A 21,431-nucleotide genomic window follows, 5' to 3' on the forward strand; every position below is an offset into this window, starting at 1 on the left:
GCCCGTACAACGCAAAGGAGTCTGCATGGCTGGTCCCGGATTGAAAACAGTGGTTGGCCTGAGTTTCCTGGCTCTGCTGAGCGCCTGCGGCGAGAAACCCCAGGTCGAAAAGGAGCGTCCGCGGGTTTTCGTGCAGGAGGTCAAGTCGGCGGACTACGCGGCCTCGGTGACCCTCACCGGTGATGTCCAGGCGCGGGTGCAGACGGAGTTGTCGTTTCGCGTCGCTGGCAAGATCATCCAGCGCACAGTCGATGTCGGTGATCGGGTGACGGCCAAACAGGTGCTGGCCAGGCTCGACCCCAAGGACCTGCAAACCAGCGTCGATTCGGCCCAGGCGCAAGTGGTTGCCGAACAGGCGCGGGTCAAACAGACCGCCGCCGCTTTCGTGCGCCAGCAAAAACTCCTGCCCAAGGGCTACACCAGCCAAAGCGAATACGATTCCGCCCAAGCCGCCTTGCGCAGTAGTCAAAGCGCCCTGGCGGCCGCCCAGGCACAATTGGCCAATGCCCGCGAACAACTGAGCTATACCGCGTTGATTGCCGACGCGCCGGGGATCATTACCGCCCGCCAGGCCGAAGTCGGCCAGGTGGTGCAGGCCACGGTGCCGATTTTCAGTCTGGCCCGGGACGGTGAGCGCGACGCGGTGTTCAACGTCTATGAATCGCTGTTGGCCGAACCGCCGACGGATAAGTCGGTGGTGGTCAGCCTGCTCGAAAACCCGACGATCAAGACCACTGGCACCGTGCGTGAAGTCACCCCGGCAGTGTCTGCGCAGACCGGTACCGTGCAGGTCAAGGTCAGCCTCAACGGCCTGCCGGAAGGCATGCAGCTTGGCTCGGTAGTGAGTGCCACGGCCAAGACGCCGGGCAAATCCGCCGTAGAATTGCCCTGGTCGGCATTGACCAAGAACCTCAGCGACCCGGCCGTGTGGCTGGTGGACGACGAAGGCAAGGCGCAGCTGCACACCGTCACCGTCGGCCGTTACCTCACCGGCAATGTCGTCATCAGCGCTGGCCTCAAGGGTGGCGAAAAAGTCGTCATCGCTGGCGGCCAGCTGCTGCATCCCGGCGTGAAGGTGGAGATTGCCGAAAACACTTACAAGGACTTAGGCGCGGGAGCCCAGCCATGAAGCGTCTGATGTGGGTGCTCTGCGTTGGAATGCTGGTGGCCTGTTCGAAAAAAGAACCGCCACCGGAGCCGGTACGCCCGGTGTTGTCGATCAAGGTCCAGGCACTGGACGAGGAAAATCTCGGCCGCTTCGCCGGCAGCATCCAGGCCCGCTATGAAAGTAATATCGGTTTCCGCGTGCCGGGTCGCATCGCCAGCCGCAACGTCGATGTCGGCGCCGAAGTCGAGAAGGGCGCCTTGCTCGCAACGCTTGACCCCACCGACCAGCAAAACCAGTTGCGCTCGGCCCAGGGCGATCTGGCTCGCGTCCAGGCGCAGTTGATCAACGCCCAGGCCAACGCCCGCCGCCAGCAGGAACTGTTCGATCGCGGGGTCGGTGCGCAGGCCCAACTGGACATCGCGCAGACCGACCTCAAAACCACCCAGGCCTCCCTCGACCAGGCCAGGGCGGCGGTCGATCAAGCCAAGGATCAACTCGACTACGTCGAACTGCGCACCGACCACAAAGCCATCGTCACTGCATGGAACGCCGAAGCCGGGCAAGTGGTGACGGCCGGCCAGCAAGTGGTGACCCTGGCGCAGCCGGACATCAAGGAAGCCGTGATCGACCTGCCCGACACCCTGGTCGACCAATTACCGGCGGACGTGGTGTTCCAGGTCGCCGCACAACTGGACCCGAGGATCACCACCACCGCCATCGTTCGCGAAATAGAACCCCAGGCGCAAAGTGCGACCCGTACCCGTCGTGCCCGCCTGAGCCTGACTGACACTCCACCTGGTTTTCGCCTGGGCACGGCGATCAGCGTGACCCTCAGCTCCGCGATCAAACCGCGCATCGAACTGCCGCTGAGCGTGCTGCAAGAGGTGGATGGCAAATCGCGGATCTGGGTCGTCGATCCACAGACGCACACCGTTTCGCCGCGGGACGTCAGCCTCGTCAGCCGGACTGACAGTACCGTGGTCCTGACCAACAGCGTGAAGTCTGGCGAGCGGGTCGTCAGTGCGGGCGTGAACAGCCTCAAGCCGGGGCAGAAAGTGAAAATCGACGAGGACAGCCCACAATGAAAGGGAGTTTCAACTTATCCGAATGGGCCCTCAAGCATCAGTCGTTCGTCTGGTATTTGATGTTCGTCGCGCTGCTGATGGGCGTGTTCTCGTACATGAACCTCGGCCGCGAAGAAGACCCTTCGTTCACCATCAAGACCATGGTGATCCAGACGCGCTGGCCGGGTGCGACCCAGGAAGAAACCCTCAAGCAGGTCACGGACCGCATCGAGAAAAAACTCGAAGAACTCGACTCGCTCGACTATGTGAAAAGCTACACCCGGCCCGGCGAATCGACGGTCTTCGTGTACCTGCGCGACACCACCAGTGCCAAGGATATTCCGCAAATCTGGTACCAGGTGCGCAAGAAGATCGACGACATTCGCGGGCAGTTCCCCAAGGGCTTGCAAGGGCCGGGGTTCAACGACGAATTCGGTGATGTGTTCGGCTCGGTCTACGCCTTTACTGCCGACGGTTTGTCGATGCGCCAGTTGCGCGATTACGTCGAACAGGTCCGTGCCCAGATCCGCGAAGTGCCGGGGCTGGGCAAGGTCGAGATGATCGGTGAGCAGGATGAAGTGCTCTACCTGAATTTCTCCACCCGCAAACTGGCGGCGCTGGGCATTGATCAGCGCCAGGTCGTGCAGAGCCTGCAATCGCAGAACGCGGTGACCCCGGCCGGGGTGATCGAGGCCGGTCCGGAGCGGATCTCCGTGCGCACGTCCGGTCAGTTCGAGTCCGAGAAAGACCTGGCCAACGTCAATTTAAGGCTCAACGATCGCTTCTATCGTCTGGCCGACATCGCTGAAATAAGCCGGGGTTACGTCGACCCGGCGACACCGCAATTTCGCTTCAATGGTCAACCCGCCATCGGCCTGGCCATCGCCATGAAAAAAGGCGGCAACATTCAGGCGTTCGGCAAGGCCCTGCACCAGCGCATGAATGACCTGACCGCCGACCTGCCGGTGGGCGTCGGCGTGCACACCGTTTCCGACCAGGCGGAGGTGGTGGAAAAAGCGGTCGGCGGCTTTACCAGCGCCTTGTTCGAGGCAGTGGTCATCGTGCTGGTCGTCAGCTTCGTCAGCCTCGGGGTACGTGCCGGGCTGGTGGTGGCGTGCTCGATTCCGCTGGTGTTGGCGATGGTCTTCATCTTCATGGAGTACAGTGGCATCACCATGCAGCGGATTTCCCTCGGCGCGCTGATCATCGCCCTCGGCCTGCTGGTGGACGACGCAATGATCACGGTGGAGATGATGGTCACCCGGCTGGAAATGGGCGAAACCAAGGAGCAGGCGGCCACGTTCGCCTACACCTCGACCGCATTCCCGATGCTCACCGGCACCTTGGTGACAGTGGCCGGATTTGTGCCTATCGGTTTGAATGCCAGTTCGGCGGGCGAGTACACCTTTACCCTGTTTGCGGTGATCGCCGTGGCGATGCTGGTGTCATGGGTGGTCGCGGTGTTGTTTGCGCCGGTGATCGGCGTGCACATCCTCAGCGCCAACGTGAAACCCCATGACGCAGAACCCGGTCGCATCGGCCGCACGTTCAATTACGGCATGCTCTGGGCCATGCGCAACCGCTGGTGGGCCATCGGCATCACCATTGCGCTGTTCGCGGCGTCGGTGTTCTCCATGCAGTTCGTGCAGAACCAGTTTTTCCCGTCCTCCGACAGGCCGGAAATCCTGGTGGACCTCAACCTGCCGCAAAATGCCTCGATCGCCGAAACCCGCAAAGCCGTGGACAAGCTCGAAGCGACCCTCAAGGACGATCCGGACATCGTGCGCTGGAGCACCTACATCGGCGAAGGTGCGATCCGTTTCTACCTGCCTCTGGACCAGCAACTGCAAAATCCGTACTACGCGCAGTTGATCATCGTCAGCAAAGGCCTGGAGTCGCGCACCGCCTTGAGCCAGCGCTTGCGTGAACGGCTGCGCAAAGACTTCGTCGGCATCGGCAGCTATGTCCAGGCACTGGAAATGGGCCCGCCGGTGGGACGGCCGATGCAGTACCGGGTCAGCGGCAAGGACATCGATCAGGTGCGCAAGCACGCGATCGCCCTGGCCACCGAACTGGATAAGAACTCGCACATCGGCGAGATCATTTTCGACTGGAACGAGCCGGGCAAAGTCCTGCGCATCGACATCGCCCAGGACAAGGCGCGGCAACTGGGGCTGTCGTCGGAAGATGTGGCCAACCTGATGAACAGCATCGTGGTCGGCGCGCCCGTGACCCAGGTCGATGACGATATCTACCTGATCAATGTCGTGGGTCGCGCGATCGACGCGGAGCGCGGTACGCCGGAAACCCTGCAGAATCTGCAAATCGTCACACCGGGCGGCACCTCCATTCCGCTGCTGGCGTTCGCCACCGTGCGTTATGAGCTTGAACAACCGCTGGTTTGGCGCCGTGACCGCAAGCCGACCATCACTATCAAGGCTGCGGTGCGTGACGAGATCCAGCCGACTGACCTGGTGAAGCAGCTGAAACCGGACATCGAGAAATTCGCCGCCAGTTTGCCGGTGGGCTACAAGGTCGCTACCGGTGGTACGGTCGAGGAAAGCGGCAAGGCCCAGGGGCCGATCGCCAAGGTGGTGCCGTTGATGCTGTTCCTGATGGCGACTTTCCTGATGATCCAGTTGCACAGCGTGCAGAAGCTGTTCCTGGTGGCCAGCGTCGCGCCCCTGGGCCTGATCGGCGTGGTGCTGGCGCTGATCCCGACCGGTACGCCCATGGGCTTCGTGGCGATCCTCGGCATTCTGGCGCTGATCGGCATCATCATCCGCAACTCGGTGATTCTGGTGACCCAGATCGAGTCGTTCGAGAAGGACGGCTACGCACCGTGGGACGCGGTGCTGCAAGCGACCGAGCATCGGCGTCGACCGATTCTGCTGACGGCGGCAGCGGCGAGCCTGGGGATGATCCCGATCGCCCGGGAAGTGTTCTGGGGGCCGATGGCTTACGCGATGATTGGCGGGATCATCATCGCCACCTTGCTGACGCTGCTGTTTTTGCCGGCGCTGTATGTGGCCTGGTACAAGATTCGCGAGCCGAAGAAAGAGGCGGCATAAAGGCGAGCGCTGCGCGCTCATCGCTGCGGTGCGGCGATCCGACAAGCCAGCTCCTTGTATCGGTCCTCGTCGTTCAAACTCACGCGGTCAAATGTAGGAGCTGGCTTGCCAGCGAAGGCGTCAGAACTGACTATACAGCTCTACGCCAGACACTCGCCAACCAAGGCTGCTGCTCCCGTGGCAGCCCTGTCGGCCGGTAGTAATGCTCCAGCTCGACAAACCCCGCCTCGGTCAGCAATTGCTGCCACGCCTGAAGATCGTGATACGCTCCATAACGCGGCCCGTTCCACCCCTCCTGATTTTCCCCACGCGGATTGGAACTGAACAACACGCCACGTGGTTTCAACGCCCCACGCAGTTCCTTCAACACCCGCGGCAATTCCTGACGCGGAATGTGAAACAACACCGCATTGGCAAAAATCCCGTCGAATCGCTCGGCGGGCAGATCCAGTTTCAAAAAGTCCTGCTGCCAGACCTCGCACCCGCTGTCCTCGCGCGCCATCTGCGCGAACTTCTCCGAACCATCCAGCCCGACAGCGTTATGGCCCATGCGCGTGAACGTCTGTAAATCACGCCCCGGCCCACAGCCAAAATCAAGAATGTCGAACGGCGCCTCACCCTGAATATGCCGCAACAGGGCATCGATGTTCTGGCTGACATCGTGGTCGCGGGTGCCTTCGCGAAAACTTTCGGCCACAGAGTCGTAATGGCCTAGGGTGGTGGCGGTGATCTGCTCGAGGTCGGCGGAAGTCTGTTTCATGGTCGGCTGCGCAGGCAATGTGGTTCGCCGAATATACGCCATCAGGCCTGGGCCTGCTGCGCAGCCATTCCCTGTAGGAGCAGCCGGTCGACGCTCGATTGCTCGTGAAGGCGATATCACTGGCGCCTGATGACCTGGATCAGCCCCGGCTTTGTTCATCCCCAGACAATCGATCGACCGATCAACCATGGCTTTTGATCTTGGCTTAACGCTTGTTCAAACCCCGAGCCAACCGATCACCACCCAACTGAATCACCGCCACCAACACCACCAGCAACACAATCACCGTCAACATGATCTGGCTATCAAACCGCTGGTAGCCATACCGATAGGCAATATCCCCCAGCCCACCGGCACCTATCGCCCCGGCCATGGCCGAGGAGTTGATCATGGTCACCAAGGTGATGGTGAAACCCCCGACAATCCCCGGCAACGCTTCAGGCAACAGCACATGCCAAACGATATGCCAACGCCGGCAACCCATCGCCTGCGCCGCTTCTATCAACCCATGATCAACCTCGCGCAAACTGACTTCCGCGATACGCGCAAAGAACGGCGTGGCAGCAATGGTCAGCGGCACTACAGCGGCCCAGACACCGTAAGTGGTGCCGACGATCAACCGGGTAAACGGAATCAATGCCACCATCAAAATCAAAAATGGAATCGAACGAAACAGGTTCACGAACGCACCCAGCGCTCGGTTCAGTGCCGGTGCTTCGTAGATGCCGCCTTTGGAACTGGTCACCAGGATCACCGCCAGCGGAATGCCCGCCAGCAGCGCGATCAGCGATGACACGCCGACCATTAAAAACGTGTCGATGAAACCTTGAAGCAGCCGATCAAACCACATAGCCCAATACCTCCACTTGTTGCGCCCACTGGCCCGCGCGCTGACGCAATTCTTCGGCGCCGAGGGACGAACCGGTCACCGCCAGCAGCAGTTGCCCGAGGGCATGGCCCTGAATCCGTTCGACGCCGCCTTGCAGCAAGCGCACGCGGCCACCGAGGGCGCTGAACAGTGCGGCCACGTCTGGTTCCTCGTGAGCGGCTCCAGTGAATTGCAGTCGCAGTACTACGGCGTCCTCGGCGGACTTCGGCTGCGTGCGCAACCGGCTTTGCAATTCTTCCGGCAACGCGTGTTGCAACGGCGCGAGCAAGGTCTTGCTGACCTCATGCTGCGGGTTGCCGAACACTTGCCACACCGGGCCCTGCTCGACGATCCGTCCGTGCTCCAGCACCACTACCCGGTCGCAGATATCGCGAATCACCGCCATCTCATGCGTGATCAGCACAATGGTCAAACCCAGGCGCTGATTGATCTCGCGCAGCAGGCCGAGGATCGATTGCGTGGTCTCCGGATCCAGCGCCGAAGTCGCTTCGTCGCACAGCAAAATCGCCGGGTCGTGTACCAGTGCCCGGGCGATGCCGACACGCTGTTTCTGCCCGCCGGACAGCTGCGCCGGATAGGCTTTGTGCTTCTCTTGCAGGCCTACCAGCTCCAGCAGTTCGCGGACTTTCTTTTCGCGTTTTTCCTTCGGCACCCCGGCGACTTTCAGCGGCAACTCGACGTTCTGCCACACCGTCTTGGCCGACATCAGGTTGAAGTGCTGGAAGATCATGCCGATGCGTCGACGCAGCGTTACCAGGCGGTCTTCATCGAATTCGCCGATATCGACCTGGTCGATCAGCACCCGCCCGGTGCTCGGTTGTTCGAGACGGTTGATGGTGCGGATCAGCGACGACTTGCCGGCGCCGCTGCGGCCGATGATGCCGAACACTTCGCCGCGCTGGATCGCCAGGTCGATGCCGTGCAATGCCGCCACTGGACCCTGCTGACCGTTATAGGTTTTGCCCAAACCGATGAAGCGCACGTGGGCGCGATTAAGGTCCGGGTGCAGTTCTGTCCGTTCGACAGGCTCCGGGATAGGGCGGGGCTCTGGAATTTCCAGTCGCCGTTGGATAGCGGCTGTCATGCTCAGCTTTCCCAGCCGGCTTGGTAGAGCTTGCCATGGGCTTTGTCCAGGGCTGCGCGAACGGCGGGTGAGTGCTGATAGATGTCGACGAACTTGATCAGGCGTGGATCGGTTTTGCTATTCGGCTGGATCACGAACTGGATCACGTATTCCTTGTGATCGAGGCCGTCGAACAGCAGGGCAGAACCGGCATCGAAGGTCTTCGCCAGGCGGATGTAGGCGGGGTAGCCCTGTACCAGGTCGGCATCGTCATAGGCTCGCACCAGTTGCACGGCTTCGACCTGAAGGATTTTGATGTTCTTTGGGTTGGCGATGATGTCTTCTTCGGTGGCCTTGTAGCCGACGCCCGGTTTGAGCGTGATCAGGCCAGCCTTGGCGAGAAGTTGCAGGCCGCGCCCGCTGTTGATCGGGTCGTTGGCGATGGCCACGCTGGCGCCTTCGGGCAGCTCGTCGAAGCTTTTGTATTGTTTCGAGTAGAGGCCGACGTTGTTGATGATCCCCGGGGCGAACGGCACCAGGTCAAATCCGGCGGCGGCCTTGGCGTTTTCCAGGAACGGGATGTGCTGGAAGTAGTTCACGTCGATGTCGCCGGCGGCGAGGCTGACGTTGGGGGCGATCCAGTCGCTGAATTCCACCAGGTCGACTTGCAGGCCTTGTTTCTTGGCTTCTTCGACGGCGGCTTCCAGCGGGATGGCGAAGGCGGCGGTAGTGCCGACTTTCAGCGGCGCGTCGGCGGCGAAGAGGGTGGAGCTGAAGAGGCCGAGGGCCAGGGCCAGTGCTTTGACTGGGTGCGAGAAGAGTTTCTTGGTCATGATGGGGTTTCCAGTCAGTGCATTAAATTTTGGTGCCTATTAGGGCCTCTTCGCTGGCAAGCCAGCTCCTACACAGGGTCTGCGAACGCTATAGATCCCCTGTAGGAGCTGGCTTGCCAGCGAAGCTTTTAGCGGCGGTACGTCGAACCGATGTGTTGCTCAGGCAAATGCGCCCCTTCGCGAAACAGCTTTTCCCGCAAGCTGCCCTTGTCGTAAGCCGTCTTGTACGACCCCCGACGCTGCAACTCCGGAATCACCAGCTCAATGAAATCCACATAGCTTTCCGGGGTGACGATCCGTGTCAGGTTGAAACCATCGAGCCCGGCTTCGGCAATCCACGATTCCAGCTCATCAGCCACTTGCTCAGGCGAACCCACCACGGTGATGTAGCGTCCGCCGAGGGCGTGTTGCTCGAGCAATTTGCGCCGGGTCCAGTCGTTGTTTTGCAGGTTTTTGGTGGCGGACTGAATGGCGTTGCTCTTCACGTACTGGATCGGCTCATCGATCTCGTACTCGGAAAAATCGATCCCGGTGGACGCCGAGAAATGCGCCACCCCGGCTTCGGCACTGGCATAGCTCAGGTACTCGGCATGCTTGGCCCAGGCTTGTTTTTCAGTGGCGCCGACAATCACATTCAGCCCCATGAACACCTTGATGTCCTCAGGGTTGCGCCCGGCCTCGACCGCACTGGCGCGAACCTTGTCCACCTGAGTCTTGGTCGACGGTTTGTTCTGGCCGCTGATGAACACGCACTCGGCATGGCGCCCTGCGAACTGCAAACCGCGATCGGAACTGCCCGCCTGGAACAGCACCGGCGTGCGTTGCGGCGACGGCTCGCAGAGGTGATAACCCTCGACCTGATAAAACTCGCCCTTGTGCTCGACCTTGTGCACTTTTTCCGGTTGGGCGTAGATCCGTTGCTTTGGATCGTTGAGCACCGCGCCGTCTTCCCAGCTGCCTTCCCAGAGTTTGTAGAGCACTTGCAGGTATTCGTCGGCCTGGTCGTAACGACGATCGTGCTCGACCTGTTTACTCAGCCCCATGGCCTTGGCGGCGCTGTCGAGGTAGCCGGTGACGATGTTCCAGCCGACCCTGCCGCGGCTTAGATGATCGAGTGTCGACAGGCGTCGGGCGAACAGGTACGGCGGTTCGTAGGTCAGGTTGGCGGTCAGGCCGAAGCCGAGGTTTCTGGTGACGGCGGCCATGGCCGAGACCAGGAGCAGCGGATCGTTGACCGGCAGCTGAATCGACTCTTTCAGTGGTACGTCCACCGAGTTCTGGTAGACGTCGTACACCCCGACGATGTCGGCGATGAACAGTCCATCGAACAGCCCGCGCTCCAACAGTTGTGCCAGCTCGGTCCAGTATTCAATGGTTTTGTACTGGGTGGAGTTGTCCCGTGGATGCGTCCACAGGCCATGGTTGATGTGGCCGATGCAATTCATGTTGAAGGCGTTGAGCAGGATCTTTTTTTTGCTCGTTTGAGGCGTCGCCATTAGATGGTCCCCCGCAACGGCGGGTTTTCATCGTTGAGGTAGTAGTTGCCGACGGCGTGATACTTCCAGCGCACCGGGTCGTGCAGGGTATGCACCCGAGCGTTGCGCCAGTGGCGATCCAGACCGTGTTCGGCCAGCGTGGCCTGACTGCCGGCCAGTTCGAACAGCGTGCTGCCGGCGGCAAGAGAAATTTCGGTGCTGATGGCCCGGGCTTCGGCGACGGCAATCGACGCGGCGGCGACAGTCTCTGCGTCAGTCTGGGCCTGGGCCTTGTCGAGCAATTCACCGGCGCGTTCCAGCAGCGCTTCGGTGGCGTGCAGGCGAATGCTCAAGTGACCGAAGCTCTTGATGGTCAGGGGGTCTTCGGTGGCTTTGTCGTTGCCGGAATCGATCCACGGCCGGGTCCTGGTGCGCACGAAGTGCAACGCATCTTCATAGGCGGCGCGAGCGATGCCGGTGTCGATGGCGGCATGAAGAATCTGCGCCAGCGGGCCGACGGTGGTCGGACGTTCGAAAGCGCTCTGGAACGGGATCACGTCTTCGGCGGCGACGAAGACGTCTTCGAATACCACCGAACCGCTGCCGGTGGTGCGCTGGCCGAAACCGCTCCAATCGTCGATGACCGTCAGGCCCTTGCTGTTGCGGGGCACGAAAGCCAATTGCTGCACGCCGTGTTCATCCACCACCGAGGTCGGGATGCGTTGGGCGTAGATGGCGCCGGTGGCGTAGAACTTGCGGCCGTCGATGCGGTAACCCTCACCATCGCGAGTGAGGCGGGTGACGCGGTCGTGGGCGGTTTTTGTGCCGAGTTCGGCCAGTGCATTGCCAAAGCGCTGACCGGCCAATACCTCTGCGTACAGACGTTTTTTCTGCTCGGCGCTGCCATTCACGCGCAGCACTTCGAGGGCATAGAAATGGTTCTGCGGAATTTGTCCAAGTGAGCCGTCAGCCTGAGCAATCAGCGCGATCACCTTGGCCAGCGTGACGTTGGAAACGCCGGCACCGCCGTACTCCCTGGGCACGCTGATGCCCCACAGGCCCGAGCGGGAAAACACTTCAAGTTCCGGGTGTGGCAAACGGCGTTCGCGGTCGCGCAGGGCGCTGTCGCGTTTGAAATCCTCGGCCAGGTCACTGGCGACAATCAGGGCGTGCTCATCGCTGGTTATGACCGCGACGTGGTGAGAAAAAGTCATGTGTTTCTCCAGAGATCTGGTCAAAAGGGTTCTGGTCGTCAAATCCAGGAGTGGCGAGCGGGCAGCGTGCCGTTCAGGTGATAGGTGCCAACGGCGTGGTATTTCCAGCGCACCGGGTCGTGCAGGGTGTGCACGCGGGCGTTGCGCCAGTGGCGGTCGAGGTTGAATTCGGCGAGGGTGGCGCGGCTGCCGGCCAGCTCGAAGAGTTTTTCGCTGGCCAGCAGCGAGATCTCGGTGGTCAGCACTTTGGCTTCGGCCACGGCAATCGAGGCACGCGCGGCGGACTCGGCAGTGAGCGGCGCGGCGCTGACCTGGTCGAGCACCTGCCCGGCCTTGCGCAACAAGGCTTCGGCGGCGTGCAGTTCGATTTTCAATTTGCCGATGTCGGCGATCACGTAGAGGTCATCGCTGGCCCTGTCGACCTTGGCATCGATCCATGGCCGGGCTCGGGTTTTCACGAACTCGATGGCGTCGTCGATGGCGCCCCGGGCGATACCGGCATCGATGGCCGCTTGGATCAACTGCGAGACTGCGCCCTGGATGTTCGGCTTGTCGTTGAGCTTCCAGGTATCCACCACCAGCTCGGCGTCGACCCGCACGTTGTTGAGCAAAATCGTGCCGCTGGCGGTGGTGCGCTGACCGAAACCGGACCAGTCATCCACGATGCGCAGGCCCGGCGTGCCGCGACGGACAAAGGCCAGCACTTGCCTGCCATCGTCGTTCAGCGCCTTGACCGCGACCCAGTGGGCGAACAGGGCGCCGGTCGAATAAAATTTTTGGCCGTTGATGACGAAGCCATCGCCGTCGGCGGTGATCCGCGCTTTGAGTTCAAGGGTATTTCTGGTGCCGCGTTCCGGCCCTGCATTCCCGATCCGCCAGCCTTCGAGCACGCTTTTGAACAGCTGCTTTTTCTGTGATTCGGTGGCGCTGCCGAGCACCAGATTGAGAATGCCGAACTGGTTCTGCGGAATTTGCCCGAGGGCCGGGTCGGCCGCGGAAATGATCGCGAACACCTCGGCCAGGGTGACGAATGAAACCTGTGGGCCGCCGTACTCACGGGCGATGGCGATGCTGCCCAGCCCGCTGCGGGTGAACTGTTCGATTTCCGACCATGGCAGCTTGCGGTGTCGGTCACGTTTGGCTGCCTGCAGGCGGGCGACTTGCGCCAGCTCATGGGCGGCTTTGATGGCTTGGGTGTCGTTGCGCAGGACTTGCGCGGGCAACAACAAGGGGGCGATGTCCAGATCACTCTGAACGATTGCATCGGCCAGACTGGACATCAGTGCCACTCCTTGGCTGCACGCAATGCCCGGGCGATCTGCACTGGGGTGATTGTGTTCCGGACCATACCTACCTCACATCTCATGGACCGCCGCGATGGTTGCGGCGAAGTAAAAACAAGAATGTCCGGTGGTCCGGTGCATATACCCTAAGCGAGTATAAAAATAAAATAAACCAACTTTTAGGAATATGGATAGAAGAGGTGTCACACACCCTTGTAGGAGCCGGCTTGCCGGCGAAGGCGTCAGCATGGGCGCTGCACGGCTCGAGGCCGCCTTCGCGAGCAAGCTTCGCTCCTACAGGGGATCTCAGTGTTTGCGGGCTTCGGCGGCCATGAGCAATTCCTTTGGCCAGGCCTTCAAGTACGGGTTCGCACAACCAATCTTCAACCGGCGCGGCGGTGCCCAGCGCGAGTTGTTACCGACCCGATCGAGGATGCAGTAAGTCACTTCCAGCCGAAGGTCTTCCCCGGCTTCGAGAATGATTGCCGGTGGCACCCAGACCTGGATCGGCTGGCCGACGTCGCACGCTTTGAGCCTTGGCAGGTCCATGCGCACATCGCCCCAGCGCAGGGTGATTTCGTCGTCGGCGGCCATGTTCAGGTACGGCTGGATGGTCACCGGGACGCCGCGCTTGATCTGATTCGGATTGACCCCCTGGCGACGAATTGTCTCGGGAAGGCTTACTGGCGCCAGGCTCTGGTTTTCGTCGGTGAACATTGCAGGCGGTTGGCCACCCGGGCAGTCGAGTTTGATCTGGACGCGCACTGCGGGTGACAGGGCTGCCCCATGCCCGACTTGCATGACCCGGTAGTGGATGCGTGAAGCCCCGTTGGCAATAAAGCTTTCCGGCACTCGCAGGCTGACGGTATTGCCGACATCATGGGTACTCAGCACCCTGGAGGCCACGTAGCAGTTATCCCAGAACAGTTCGATCAGGTCGCCTTCATCCATGCCGGGATAGGGCGCCACATCGACCAGCAGGTGAGCCGCCGAGGTGATGTTGATACCGTTCTTGTGTGATTGCGCCAGGGACGGCACAGCCAGTTCGGATTTGTTCGAGAGGCTTTTCATGGGTTCTCCTTGAAGTCTTGCAACGAAGTCCATTTCTGAAAATCAAAAATGCGGATTCCGAACAGCAAAACCGTTCATTACTTGAATTGAAATAATGATTGGGTGTGATGAGAATCAAGTGCTGGAGACTAGATAAGAGTGAGCTTGAATAGGTGTCAATAGAGTGGATTAGTCAAATACCAAATCCCGCATAATTCAGAAAGTTCCTACGCCTTGAGGTTAATAAGCCATGTCAATCTGTCGAACATAACCGTCAACCCTCAAGGATTACTGGAGATGATGCAGTGGCTGTACATCGATCAACCAACGTCAGGTTCCAGAGTATTAGAGGTGGTCAAACTGTGACAGTGCCTATATTTGTATCGCGCAGGCTGACAAGAAGTTATGCAGTGCGGACACATTCAATTATGTGCGGGGGATTTGGTTGAAGGGGGGACTTCCATCCATGGAAGTAAACCTGTATTGCGCGGGTATTTCAGGAGTGGGTGTTATTCAGAAACTTACTGAGAAACTGTTTCGTCCGTTCTTCCTTCGGGTTGGCAAACAATGCCTTGGCTTCGCCTTGCTCGACGATCACCCCTTTATCGAAAAAAACCACACGGTTGGCCACGTCCCGGGCGAAGCCCATTTCGTGGGTGACAATGACCATGGTGCGTCTCTCTTCGGCCAGGCTGCGGATGGTCGCCAGTACTTCGCCCACCAGCTCGGGGTCGAGGGCCGAGGTGGGTTCGTCGAACAGAATCACTTCCGGTTCCATCGCCAGTGCGCGGGCAATGGCCACACGCTGTTGCTGGCCACCGGACAGACGACGCGGGTAAGCGTCTTCCTTGCCCGCCAGACCGACCCTGGCCATCAGCTTTTTACCCAAGGCAATGGCTTCGGCCTGGGGGATTTTTTTCACGATGATCGGGCCTTCGATGACGTTTTCCAGCGCGGTCCGATGGGGGAACAGATTGAAGTTCTGGAATACGAAGCCCACGTGCTGACGCAGGCGACGCACCAGGCTCTGCTGTTGGTTCAAAGGGCGGCTGCCATCGATCTCGATGTCACCGACCTTGATCCGGCCGCTGGTGGGTTCCTCCAGGAAATTCAGGCAACGCAGGAAGGTGGTTTTGCCCGAGCCACTGGGCCCGATAATCGCCACCACCTCACCTTCCTTCACTTGCAGATCGATGCCGTTGAGCACCACTTGACCCTTGAACTGCTTTGTCAGTTTTTCCACGACAATCATTGGGTCAGGACTCCTGGTCGTGCCGATTGACCCGTGCTTCCAACTGGTTCTGCAGGTGCGACAGCACCGTGGCCAGAACCCAGTAGATCAGCGCGGCGGCAAGGTACATGGTGAAAATTTCAAAGGTACGGGCAGTAATCAGCTGCGCCTGACGGAACAGCTCCGGCACCTGGATGGTGGCTGCCAGTGCGGTGTCCTTGACCAGCGAAATGAAGCTGTTGCCCAGCGGTGGCAGTGCCGTACGCATGGCTTGCGGCAGGATCGCCCGGCGCAATGTTTGCGCCCGGGTCATGCCGATACTGGCAGCGGCTTCCCACTGGCCGCGTTCGATGGAACTGATGGCGGAACGCAGGATTTCACAGGCATAGGCGGCCATGTTCAGCGAGAAGCCGATCAGGGCTGCCGGCAGCGGATCGAGTTCGATACCCAATTGCGGCAAGCCGTAATAGATCACGAACAGTTGCACCAGCAACGGCGTGCCGCGAAAGAACGACACGTAGATGCGGGCGATCCAGCTCACCAGTTTGAAGCGCGACAGGCGCATCAGCGCCAGGCCAAACCCCATGACCAGGCCAAAGAACATTCCGCCCAGGCTGAGAATCACCGTGTAGTACGCGCCCTTGAGCAGAAAGGGCGCGGAATCCAGTGCGAGTTGGAAAGCTTCTTCCATTATTTAGTGACGTCGGCGTTGAAGTATTTCTGCGAGAGCTTGGCGAGTGTGCCGTCGGCGCGCAGCTTGTCGATGGCCTTGTTTACCGCTGCCAGCAGCTCAGGCTCGCCTTTGCGCAGGGCAATACCGGCTTCCTGACGGGAGAACGCTTCGCCGGCGGCGGTGGTGTCCTTGGCCTTCTTGGCATATTCCAGCGCGGCGAGGCGGTCGATCAGAATGGCGTCGATGCGGCCGACGCGCAGATCCTGGAACTTGGTCGGATCATCTTCGTAGGTGCGGATGTCGGCCTTCGGCACATTCTCTTTTACCCACTGCTCGTAGTTGGTGCCCAGGCCGACGCCGACTTTCTTGCCGGCCAGGTCGGCGGCGGTCTTGATGGTGTCTTTGTTCTTGGTCAGGGTCAGCGCCTGAATCCCGGAGACGGTGTACGGCTCGGAGAAGTCATACTTCTTCTTGCGCTCTTCGGAAATGGTCACCTGGTTGACCACGGCGTCGAGACGCTTGGATTCCAGGGCTGCGAGAATACCGTCCCATTTGGTCGGTTGCAGTTTAACCTTTACGCCCAGCTCTTTGGCCAGGGCTTCGGAGAACTCGACTTCGAAGCCGGCCAGTTTGCCGTCGGCGTCGACGAAACTGAACGGTGGGTAAGTGCCTTCCAGACCCACGTTGATCACGCCGGCGTCCTTGATTTTTTGCAGCTGCTCACCGGCAACCGCTTGCCCCAACAGGCCGGCGCTGAGTGCCAGGCCGAGCGAACCGACCAGCAGGTTTCGACGTAGTGCGGAAAAATTCATGACAAGCCCCTGTGTTTTCTTATGAAGACGCTTTTAGGAAAGTTGGCAGATTCGGGATTTTAACGACTGCGATATCCTGCCCTAAAGCAGTCTATGCGTCTTGTTTCAAATTCGCCTGCGGCGCGACTATATGACGGGGTATTTAGATTGGAAAATAATAAATATAAATTTTGTTATTCTTTTTTAGAATATGCATTTGTCTCTTTTCAAGATCGTTCCAACGCTCCGCGTCCAGTAACGCGGAGCGTCACGGGCTGCATTACCACGCGGGAGCGTGGGAACGATCGACTTACAGAAAGTCTTTATAGGCAAACAATGCCGGCGCCCCACCCGTATGCAGGAAGATAATCGGTCCCTCATCGAAACGCTGGCGCCCAATCCCGTCCAATAACCCGGCCATGGCCTTGCCGGTATAAACCGGGTCGAGCAGCAAACCTTCCTGGCTCGCCAGTAGCTTTACCGCCGCCAGCGTCCCGGCATTCGGCTCGCCGTAGCGCGGGCCGAAATATTCGTCCCACAGCTCGACTTTGAAACTCGAAGGCAGGCTCACATCCAGCAACTTCGCCGTCCGCTCGGCGAGGCCCTGGACCTTCGGTCGCTGATCTTCATCGCTGCGCGAAACCGTGACGCCAATCACCGGCAATTGCGGCAGTGCTTCGCTCAATGCCAGCGCCAGGCCACTGTGCGTGCCGGCGCTGCCCGAAGCCAGCACCACCGCGGCGAAGGTGATGCCGGTGTCCTTGATCTGCTCGGCCAACTCCAACCCGGCGCGCACATAACCCAAGGCGCCCAGCGCATTCGAGCCGCCAATCGGCACCAGATACGGCTTTTTGCCGTTGCTGCGCAGCCGTGCGGCCAACGCCTCCAGCTGTTCGTCGGCGTTATCCAGGTTTTCCACCAACTCAACCTTGGCATCGAACAGATCCAGCAACAGCCGATTGCCATTGCCGACATAATTGGCATCGTCGGTGCCAAGGGGATTTTCCAGCAGTGCCACGCAGCCGAGACCAAGCCGGGCTGCAAGGGCAGCGGTTTGGCGCACATGGTTGGACTGAAGCGCACCCGCGGTAATCAAGGTGTCTGCGCCTTTTGCCAGGGCATCGGCCGCCAGGTATTCGAGCTTGCGCAGCTTGTTGCCACCCATGGCCAGCGGCGTCAGGTCATCGCGTTTGACGTAGAGATCGCGACCCAGCCAGGTCGACAGGCGTTCGAGTTTTTCCAGTGGTGTAGGGTGGCCGAGCAGATCGAGGCGGTCAAAACGGGCGAGCTGTTGTTTGATCATGGTTTCCGTACTGGCGCAAAAACGTAGGAGCGAGCTTGCTCGCGATGGTCGCTAACGATAACGCGATAAACCTGACATCCAGCATCGGGTTCGAGTTTTTCGCGAGCAAGCTCGCTCCTACAGGGAAGAGATCTCAGGACTATAGGCACGCCTATTTACCGGGGCAACCGCCAATCTCTTATAGCCAAAAGTTTGTGAGTCAGCACTATTGGTTCTTAATTCGCCGTCCAGACCTTGCCGTAAAGTAATCGCCGTCAGCGCGGCCAGACAGTCCGGCCGCCCATGAGGAGTTATTTACCGTGAGCGAGCGTTCCAGCCATTGGCAATTGCAGACCATCGTCAGTCAGCTGCGTTCGGCGCGTGACGAATGGCGTGCCCAAAACGGCCGCGCCAGCGGTGAGCAGGGCGGTCGCGAGTTGCCTTCCCGAGCGGCCATGGCCGAGATTCTTGAAGCCTTGTGCGGTGCGTTGTTCCCAATGCGCCTGGGGCCGGTGGACCTGCGCGAAGAGAGTGAAGACTTCTATGTCGGCCACACGCTGGACGTGGCATTGAATGCGTTGTTGGCTCAGGCGCGACTGGAACTGCGCTACGCCGCCCGCCACGGTGCCCGGGGCGAGACCGAAGTCGAAGCCAGGACCATTCAAATCATTCAGGACTTCGCCCTCGCCCTGCCAGGCTTGCGCAGTCTGTTGGATACCGACGTGCTGGCGGCCTATCACGGCGACCCGGCAGCGCGCAGCGTCGATGAAGTGTTGCTCTGCTACCCGGGCATCCTGGCGGTGATTCACCATCGTCTCGCCCATCACTTGTATCGCGCCGGGCTGCCGCTGCTGGCGCGGATCAGCGCGGAAATCGCCCATTCGGCCACCGGTATCGACATCCATCCGGGGGCGCAGATCGGGCGCAGCTTCTTTATCGATCATGGGACGGGCGTGGTGATCGGCGAGACTGCGATCATCGGCGAGCGTGTGCGGATTTATCAGGCCGTGACCCTGGGTGCCAAGCGGTTCCCGGCGGACGAGGACGGCCAGTTGCAGAAGGGACAGCCGCGACATCCGATCGTCGAGGATGATGTGGTGATCTATGCCGGGGCGACGATTCTGGGGCGGATCACCATCGGCCAGGGCTCGACCATTGGCGGCAACGTCTGGCTGACCCGCAGCGTGCCGGCGGGGAGCAACCTGACTCAGGCGAATCTGCAGCATGATGATGGAACGCAGAAGTAGTACCCGACATCTTTATCGGTCATAACGCCGCCTTCGCTGGCAAGCCAGCTCCTACAGGGGTATTTGTGTTCACGGAATATGCGTACGACACAAAACCTGTAGGAGCTGGCTTGCCAGCGAATGGTCTCAAGCCGATCCGAGATAAAGACATTTAGCTGATTTCCCGCTGAACGAATCCCCCAACCCCCGCGTCATACCCCTCCTTGAGCTAGTGTTCAAACACCACCGTCGAGCCCCGCGATTAGTCCTTAGCAGCCTATTTATGTTTAACTTGAACGCTCATTCAAGTTAAACCGCCGGTTTGCTGCCCGCTCACAACAGGAGGCTTGCCTTTGCCGAGTCCGTTACTGATTGCCCTGCTTCACCCCCCAGAGGTGCACCTTTCATGAGTGCATCGTCCCTTCCTCCAAGCGGCCAGGTCCGCATGAATCCGCCGGTGTTCTACTTTTCGGCGAGTTTCATTCTGTTGTTCGGCATCGTCGTGATCGCCATGCCCGAGCAAGCCGGTGCCTGGTTGCTGGCAGCGCAAAACTGGGCGGCCAATACGGTCGGCTGGTACTACATGCTCGCGATGACCCTGTATCTGGTCTTCGTGGTGGTCACCGCCTTGTCCGGCTACGGCAAGATCAAGCTCGGTGCCGACCACGACGAACCCGAATTCAGTTACCTGTCCTGGGCCGGCATGTTGTTCGCCGCCGGCATCAGCATCACGCTGTTTTTCTTTTGTGTGTCCGAACCGCTGACCCACCTGGCGCAACCGCCTCAGGGTGAGGCCGGTACGGCGGACGCGGCGCGTCAGGCGATGCAGATTCTGTTTCTGCACTGGGGCCTGCACGGCTGGGGCGTGTTCGCCTTCGTCGGCATGGCGCTGGCTTACTTCGCCTATCGCCACAACCTGCCGCTGGCCCTGCGCTCGGCGCTCTATCCGCTGATCGGCAAGCGCATCAACGGCCCGATCGGTTACGCGGTGGACGGCTTCGGCATCATCGCCACGGTATTCGGCCTCGGCGCCGACATGGGCTTTGGCGTATTGCACCTCAATTCGGGGCTGGACTACCTGTTCGGCATCGCTCATACCCAGTGGATTCAGGTCGGCCTGATCACGCTGATGATGGGCGCGGCGATCCTGGTGGCCGTGTCCGGCGTCGATAAAGGCGTGCGGGTGATGTCCGACATCAACATGCTGCTGGCCTGTGCCCTGCTGTTGTTCGTGTTGTTTGCCGGGCCCACCCAGCACTTGCTCAACACCCTGATCCAGAACACCGGCGACTACCTCGGCGCCTTGCCGATGAAGAGTTTCGACCTCTACGCCTACGACAAACCGAGTGATTGGCTGGGCGGCTGGACAGTGTTCTATTGGGCCTGGTGGATTGCATGGTCACCGTTCGTGGGCCTGTTTATCGCGCGGATTTCCCGCGGCCGGACCATCCGTGAATTCGTCTTCGGCGTGCTGCTGATTCCGCTGGGTTTCACCCTGGCCTGGATGTCGATCTTCGGCAACAGCGCCATCGATCAAGTGCTCAATCACGGGATGAGCGCGCTGGGCATGTCGGCCATCGACAATCCATCGATGACCCTTTACCTGCTGCTGGAAACCTATCCGTGGAGCAAAACCGTGATCGCGGTCACGGTGTTCATCAGCTTCGTGTTCTTTGTCACCTCGGCCGACTCCGGCACCGTTGTACTGTCGACGCTGTCGGCCAAGGGCGGCAATCCGGATGAAGACGGGCCGAAATGGTTGCGGGTGTTCTGGGGTGCGATGACCGCGCTGGTGACCAGTGCGCTGCTGTTCTCCGGCAGCATCGATGCGCTGAAGTCAGCGGTGGTTCTGACCTCCTTGCCGTTCTCGTTGATTCTGCTGTTGATGATGTGGGGGCTGCACAAGGCGTTCTATCTGGAATCGCAGAAGCAGATCGCGCAGCTGCATTCCTTGGCACCGGTCTCCGGCTCGCGCCGTGGCGGTTGGCGTCAGCGTTTGAGTCAGGCGGTGCATTTCCCATCGCGGGATGAGGTTTACCGTTTCCTCGAAACCACGGTGCGTCCGGCGATTGAAGAAGTGACCGCGGTATTCGCCGAGAAGGGGTTGCACGTGGTCGCGCAACCCGACCCGGCCAATGACAGCGTCAGCCTGGAAATTGGCCATGGCGAACAGCATCCGTTCATCTATCAGGTGCAGATGCGTGGCTACTTCACGCCGTCCTTCGCCCGTGGCGGCATGGGCTCCAAGGAGCTCAACAACCGTCGTTACTACCGGGCCGAAGTGCATTTGAGCGAGGGCAGTCAGGACTACGATCTGGTGGGCTACACCAAGGAGCAGGTCATCAACGACATCCTCGACCAGTACGAGCGGCACATGCAGTTTTTGCATTTGGTGCGTTGAACCCCCAAGCGGCGGGG

Annotated in this window: 17 protein-coding genes; 5 read left to right on the top strand and 12 right to left on the bottom strand. The window is 60.2% G+C overall.

Features of this window, described 5'->3' with window-relative positions; genetic code table 11:
* Nucleotides 1–25: 25 nt before the first annotated feature.
* Genes F8N96_RS25165 through F8N96_RS25175 form a run of 3 tightly spaced genes read left to right on the top strand, consistent with a single transcriptional unit; the run spans nucleotide 26 to nucleotide 5,243 of the window.
* Nucleotides 26–1,129, top strand: coding sequence for an efflux RND transporter periplasmic adaptor subunit (locus F8N96_RS25165; RefSeq protein WP_150800103.1), 1,104 nt, complete (start codon nucleotides 26–28; stop codon nucleotides 1,127–1,129).
* The gene (locus F8N96_RS25170) at nucleotides 1,126–2,193 is read left to right on the top strand and encodes an efflux RND transporter periplasmic adaptor subunit (RefSeq protein WP_150800104.1); all 1,068 of its coding nucleotides are present in this window, start codon (nucleotides 1,126–1,128) and stop codon (nucleotides 2,191–2,193) included. Before F8N96_RS25165 ends, F8N96_RS25170 begins: the two co-directional genes overlap by 4 nt.
* Nucleotides 2,190–5,243 (top strand): efflux RND transporter permease subunit, encoded by a 3,054-nt coding sequence (locus F8N96_RS25175; RefSeq protein ID WP_150800105.1) that lies wholly within the window; start codon nucleotides 2,190–2,192, stop codon nucleotides 5,241–5,243. The genes F8N96_RS25170 and F8N96_RS25175 overlap by 4 nt, the downstream gene beginning before the upstream one ends.
* A 130-nt stretch (nucleotides 5,244–5,373) precedes the next feature.
* Here the strand turns inward: F8N96_RS25175 and F8N96_RS25180 are convergent, their stop codons facing one another.
* The 12 genes from F8N96_RS25180 to F8N96_RS25240 all read right to left on the bottom strand — a co-directional run bounded on the left by F8N96_RS25180 (nucleotide 5,374) and on the right by F8N96_RS25240 (nucleotide 17,808).
* On the bottom strand, nucleotides 5,374–6,003 hold the full coding sequence (locus F8N96_RS25180; protein ID WP_150800106.1) for a class I SAM-dependent methyltransferase: 630 nt from the start codon (nucleotides 6,001–6,003) through the stop codon (nucleotides 5,374–5,376).
* A 205-nt stretch (nucleotides 6,004–6,208) separates the two neighbouring features.
* Nucleotides 6,209–6,853 carry a methionine ABC transporter permease gene (locus tag F8N96_RS25185; RefSeq protein WP_030128490.1) on the bottom strand — a complete coding sequence of 215 codons (645 nt, stop codon included), beginning with the start codon at nucleotides 6,851–6,853 and terminating at the stop codon, nucleotides 6,209–6,211.
* The gene (locus F8N96_RS25190) at nucleotides 6,843–7,976 is read right to left on the bottom strand and encodes a methionine ABC transporter ATP-binding protein (protein WP_150800107.1); all 1,134 of its coding nucleotides are present in this window, start codon (nucleotides 7,974–7,976) and stop codon (nucleotides 6,843–6,845) included. The genes F8N96_RS25185 and F8N96_RS25190 overlap by 11 nt, the downstream gene beginning before the upstream one ends.
* A 2-nt stretch (nucleotides 7,977–7,978) precedes the next feature.
* Entirely contained in the window at nucleotides 7,979–8,788 is an 810-nt protein-coding gene (locus F8N96_RS25195; protein WP_150800108.1) for a MetQ/NlpA family ABC transporter substrate-binding protein, read from the bottom strand.
* Nucleotides 8,789–8,916: 128 nt separating this feature from the next.
* Nucleotides 8,917–10,284 carry an LLM class flavin-dependent oxidoreductase gene (locus F8N96_RS25200; RefSeq protein ID WP_150800109.1) on the bottom strand — a complete coding sequence of 456 codons (1,368 nt, stop codon included), beginning with the start codon at nucleotides 10,282–10,284 and terminating at the stop codon, nucleotides 8,917–8,919.
* Complete coding sequence (locus F8N96_RS25205; RefSeq protein ID WP_150800110.1) at nucleotides 10,284–11,477, bottom strand: SfnB family sulfur acquisition oxidoreductase; 1,194 nt, start codon at nucleotides 11,475–11,477, stop codon at nucleotides 10,284–10,286. Before F8N96_RS25205 ends, F8N96_RS25200 begins: the two co-directional genes overlap by 1 nt.
* A 38-nt stretch (nucleotides 11,478–11,515) precedes the next feature.
* Nucleotides 11,516–12,757: an SfnB family sulfur acquisition oxidoreductase gene (locus F8N96_RS25210; protein ID WP_150800111.1), complete on the bottom strand. Its 1,242-nt coding sequence runs from the start codon at nucleotides 12,755–12,757 to the stop codon at nucleotides 11,516–11,518.
* Between the two features lie 309 nt (nucleotides 12,758–13,066).
* Nucleotides 13,067–13,831: a hypothetical protein gene (locus tag F8N96_RS25220; RefSeq protein ID WP_150800113.1), complete on the bottom strand. Its 765-nt coding sequence runs from the start codon at nucleotides 13,829–13,831 to the stop codon at nucleotides 13,067–13,069.
* Between the two features lie 475 nt (nucleotides 13,832–14,306).
* Entirely contained in the window at nucleotides 14,307–15,062 is a 756-nt protein-coding gene (tcyN, locus tag F8N96_RS25225; protein ID WP_150800114.1) for an L-cystine ABC transporter ATP-binding protein TcyN, read from the bottom strand.
* Nucleotides 15,063–15,066: 4 nt separating this feature from the next.
* On the bottom strand, nucleotides 15,067–15,732 hold the full coding sequence (gene tcyL / locus F8N96_RS25230) for a cystine ABC transporter permease (protein WP_150800115.1): 666 nt from the start codon (nucleotides 15,730–15,732) through the stop codon (nucleotides 15,067–15,069).
* Nucleotides 15,732–16,526: a cystine ABC transporter substrate-binding protein gene (gene tcyJ, locus F8N96_RS25235; RefSeq protein ID WP_150800116.1), complete on the bottom strand. Its 795-nt coding sequence runs from the start codon at nucleotides 16,524–16,526 to the stop codon at nucleotides 15,732–15,734. The genes tcyL and tcyJ overlap by 1 nt, the downstream gene beginning before the upstream one ends.
* Nucleotides 16,527–16,815: 289 nt before the next feature.
* Nucleotides 16,816–17,808: a D-cysteine desulfhydrase gene (locus F8N96_RS25240; protein WP_150800117.1), complete on the bottom strand. Its 993-nt coding sequence runs from the start codon at nucleotides 17,806–17,808 to the stop codon at nucleotides 16,816–16,818.
* A 299-nt stretch (nucleotides 17,809–18,107) separates the two neighbouring features.
* On the opposite strand from F8N96_RS25240, the gene epsC reads away from it, so the two are divergent.
* Both epsC and betT read left to right on the top strand, forming a co-directional pair.
* Nucleotides 18,108–19,034: a serine O-acetyltransferase EpsC gene (epsC, locus tag F8N96_RS25250; RefSeq protein ID WP_150784732.1), complete on the top strand. Its 927-nt coding sequence runs from the start codon at nucleotides 18,108–18,110 to the stop codon at nucleotides 19,032–19,034.
* 424 nt (nucleotides 19,035–19,458) lie between these two features.
* Nucleotides 19,459–21,414, top strand: coding sequence for a choline transporter BetT (gene betT / locus F8N96_RS25255; protein ID WP_191635386.1), 1,956 nt, complete (start codon nucleotides 19,459–19,461; stop codon nucleotides 21,412–21,414).
* Nucleotides 21,415–21,431: the final 17 nt, after the last annotated feature.

Source organism: Pseudomonas fluorescens (assembly GCF_902497855.1).
GTDB classification, from domain to species: Bacteria; Pseudomonadota; Gammaproteobacteria; order Pseudomonadales; family Pseudomonadaceae; genus Aquipseudomonas; species Aquipseudomonas fluorescens_BI.

Bases quoted from the DNA above. Each gene is read 5' to 3' on its own strand.
- F8N96_RS25165 (WP_150800103.1), top strand. From the start codon at position 26: ATGGCTGGTCCCGGATTGAAAACAGTGGTTGGCCTGAGTTTCCTGGCT.
- F8N96_RS25170 (WP_150800104.1), top strand. From the start codon at position 1,126: ATGAAGCGTCTGATGTGGGTGCTCTGCGTTGGAATGCTGGTGGCCTGT.
- F8N96_RS25175 (WP_150800105.1), top strand. From the start codon at position 2,190: ATGAAAGGGAGTTTCAACTTATCCGAATGGGCCCTCAAGCATCAGTCG.
- F8N96_RS25180 (WP_150800106.1), bottom strand. From the start codon at position 6,003: ATGAAACAGACTTCCGCCGACCTCGAGCAGATCACCGCCACCACCCTA.
- F8N96_RS25185 (WP_030128490.1), bottom strand. From the start codon at position 6,853: ATGTGGTTTGATCGGCTGCTTCAAGGTTTCATCGACACGTTTTTAATG.
- F8N96_RS25190 (WP_150800107.1), bottom strand. From the start codon at position 7,976: ATGACAGCCGCTATCCAACGGCGACTGGAAATTCCAGAGCCCCGCCCT.
- F8N96_RS25195 (WP_150800108.1), bottom strand. From the start codon at position 8,788: ATGACCAAGAAACTCTTCTCGCACCCAGTCAAAGCACTGGCCCTGGCC.
- F8N96_RS25200 (WP_150800109.1), bottom strand. From the start codon at position 10,284: ATGGCGACGCCTCAAACGAGCAAAAAAAAGATCCTGCTCAACGCCTTC.
- F8N96_RS25205 (WP_150800110.1), bottom strand. From the start codon at position 11,477: ATGACTTTTTCTCACCACGTCGCGGTCATAACCAGCGATGAGCACGCC.
- F8N96_RS25210 (WP_150800111.1), bottom strand. From the start codon at position 12,757: ATGTCCAGTCTGGCCGATGCAATCGTTCAGAGTGATCTGGACATCGCC.
- F8N96_RS25220 (WP_150800113.1), bottom strand. From the start codon at position 13,831: ATGAAAAGCCTCTCGAACAAATCCGAACTGGCTGTGCCGTCCCTGGCG.
- tcyN (WP_150800114.1), bottom strand. From the start codon at position 15,062: ATGATTGTCGTGGAAAAACTGACAAAGCAGTTCAAGGGTCAAGTGGTG.
- tcyL (WP_150800115.1), bottom strand. From the start codon at position 15,732: ATGGAAGAAGCTTTCCAACTCGCACTGGATTCCGCGCCCTTTCTGCTC.
- tcyJ (WP_150800116.1), bottom strand. From the start codon at position 16,526: ATGAATTTTTCCGCACTACGTCGAAACCTGCTGGTCGGTTCGCTCGGC.
- F8N96_RS25240 (WP_150800117.1), bottom strand. From the start codon at position 17,808: ATGATCAAACAACAGCTCGCCCGTTTTGACCGCCTCGATCTGCTCGGC.
- betT (WP_191635386.1), top strand. From the start codon at position 19,459: ATGAATCCGCCGGTGTTCTACTTTTCGGCGAGTTTCATTCTGTTGTTC.